This is a genomic window from Bacillota bacterium, assembly GCA_040754675.1.
Lineage (GTDB): Bacteria > Bacillota > Limnochordia > Limnochordales > Geochordaceae > Geochorda.
On record JBFMCJ010000546.1, the window covers coordinates 1 to 2667 of the forward strand.

The window sequence follows — 2667 nt, forward strand, 5'->3', positions numbered from 1 at the left end:
GCCCGGCGCCACAATCACCGGGCCCGCGGCCGCCGTGCTGGCCGCTACTGCTTCGGCTTCACCAGGAGCCAGCCCTGCATCTCCTGGTGCAGAGCGGAGCAGAAGTTCGTGCAGTAGAACGGGTAGACGCCGGGCTTGTCGGCCTTGATGTGGACGGTCTTGGTCTCACCCGGCTCCACCTGCATGTCCACGTTGTACAGCGGGATCCCGAACCCGTGAGTGATATCCTGGTCCATGTCGTTGTTCGTGATGTGGAAGTAGACGTCGTCGCCCTGGTTCACCTCGATGCGGTCCGGGATGAACCGGCTCCGGATGGCCACGATGTATGCGTCGACCCGGTTCCCCTTCCGGACCACCCGGGCATCCTTGGGATCCCAGACGGCGTTCGGGCGGTTCGGATCCTTGTAGAAGATCACCTCGGTCTTGATCTTGTCGGCCTTGATCATCTGCGCGTAATGCGGCTCCGGATCCACGGGCGCCTCGTAGATGAGCCTCATCTTTTCGCCCGAGATGTCGATGAGCTGAAGGTTCTCCGGGTGGCTCGGGCCCACCGACAGGTAGCGGTCCTTGGCCATCTTGTTGAGGCTGACGAGCCAGTTGCCGTCCGGCGAGACCGTGTCGCCCTCGGCTGCCGTCAGGTGGCCCACGTTGTAGTGCACGTCGACCTTGTCAACGACCTTCCACTCGCCGATCTTCCACTTGACGATGGCGCTGTCGATGAACAGGCTCGTGTAGGCGTACCCCTTGTTGTCGAACTGGGTGTGCAGCGGCCCGAGCCCGGCGGGCACCTCGGCGACCCGGGCGAACTCATAGTCCAGGATGGGCAGGCCCTTCTCGGTACCGGCGAACCTCTTGGTCCCCACGGCCTGCTTGATCTTCTCGAAGTCGTACACCGTGACCGTCGGCTGCAGCTTGCCGGAGACCACGACGTACCGCCCGTCAGGCGACACGTCCACGCCGTGCGGGCTCTTGGCGACCGGCAGGATGTAGACGATGCCCGGCACCTCCGCCGGGTTGATGACCCTGGCGCCGCCGATCGTCTTGTACTTGCCGGCCGCCGCGGCCTTCTCGCCCTCTTTCCAGTTGACCAGGATGATGTAGTCCCGGTCCCGGGCCGACGCTCCGACCTCCAGCGTCTCGTACGCTTCCTCGGTGTTGTACGTGGTCAAAAAGTACCAGCCGTCGCTCACCTTCTTGCCGGCGTCACCCAGGTCGTAGTGCCACGGGGGCAGGAGCAGCTCCCACGCCAGTTCCATGTTGCCGTCCTTGGGGTCGATCTTGATGGCGGCAAGCACCCCATAGTACTTCTCGTGGAACTGCTCCAGAGGCACGTACGCCCCCACCGGGACGGGCGTGGCAAAGCGCGACCCCAGGAACAGGTACTCTGTGTTGGGCGTCACAAACACGCCCGAGTGCGGACCCATGATGTTCGGGATGGGGCCCAGGATCTGCTCGGTGTAGAAGGTCTTCAAATTGATGCGCGCCACGCGGTTGTTCGCATTGTCGTTGACGAACAGCCACCGCCCGTCGTACTCGCCGTTGGTCTCCGAAAGCGACGGGTGGTGAACGTCACCCCAGGTCAGCCCCCCCAGCATCTTCTTGCTTTCCTCGTCGTAGCCGTACCCCCACGCCGGATCCGGGGTGAACACCGGGATGGTGCGGATCCGGCGCATGGACGGCACTCCGTACACGAACACCTGCCCCGAGTGCCCTCCGGACGCGAACAGGTAGTACTCGTCGAGCTTGCCCGGGGGCACCAGCGCCTTGCTGGCATCGCCGGCGGGAGCCTGCCGGCCTCCGAAGATGGAAAAGCCGGTGATCAGCCCGACGACCGCCACGGCAGCCGCCAGCAGCACAACTTTTTTGAACACCTCCGACCGCACCTCTGCCTCTCCCCTTCCTCGAGGCTAGGGTTTGACTATCAACTGCCCCACCATGTTGCGGTGGAGCGCGCTGCAGCGAACGTTGCACTGGTAGAAGAACGTGCCTGCACGGTCTGCGGTGAACTCCACGACCCGGCTTGTGCCCGGGAAGATGGGCCCGGTGTCGATGCCGTAGTCGAGCAGTTGAAAGCTGTGCGTGACGTCGTAGGACGTGAGCTTGAGCCGCACCCGGTCCCCCTGCCTGACCTCGATCCGGGACGGCTGAAAGCCCCCGTCTTCGAAGATCCGGATGATGACATGGTACTCGTTGGGGGCCGCCAGGGCCGGGCGCACCATTTTCTCGTACCCGAAGATGACGAAGGGCAGGCCCACAACGGCCAGGAAGACCAGGATGGCCGCCATCACCTCGAGCCCCCGGCCTGCCCGGTTACCGGACGTCTGCCCCGGAGCTGGCGCGAGCTTTGCTTGTGCCAAGGAAGCCACCCCTCACCTGACGCTCGTCACGCAAGGTAAAGCCACAAAAACAACTCGGTCACGCCGACGAGGTAAACCGCAAGCGGCAAGGAGGCGCGAAGCGCCGCCACCCGGTCGCCGTCGAACGTCCTGGTCAGGATGCGAACCCCGCCCACCATGCCCCAGCCCAGGCCGGTCAAAAGGGCCGGCACCTGGAGGTAAGGCACCCATCCCGGCACGTAAGGCGTCCACGGGTACGAGGCGGTTCCCAGCAGGTCCCATCCCCAGCCGAACGGGTCGGAGACCACCGAGACGGCGTAGGAGATGTTGG

Annotated in this window: 3 protein-coding genes; all 3 read right to left on the bottom strand. The window is 64.5% G+C overall.

All coding sequences use genetic code 11. From position 1 onward, the window contains the following. Nucleotides 1-44 precede the first annotated feature (44 nt). A complete protein-coding gene (nosZ, locus tag AB1609_20560) occupies nucleotides 45-1871 on the bottom strand; it encodes a Sec-dependent nitrous-oxide reductase (GenBank protein MEW6048836.1) in 1827 nt (608 codons plus the stop codon). A gap of 36 nt (nucleotides 1872-1907) precedes the next feature. After that, nucleotides 1908-2357 (bottom strand): cupredoxin domain-containing protein, encoded by a 450-nt coding sequence (locus AB1609_20565; protein ID MEW6048837.1) that lies wholly within the window; start codon nucleotides 2355-2357, stop codon nucleotides 1908-1910. 26 nt (nucleotides 2358-2383) lie between these two features. Further along, the coding region (locus tag AB1609_20570; protein ID MEW6048838.1) for a hypothetical protein at nucleotides 2384-2667 on the bottom strand (284 nt) is incomplete at its 5' end.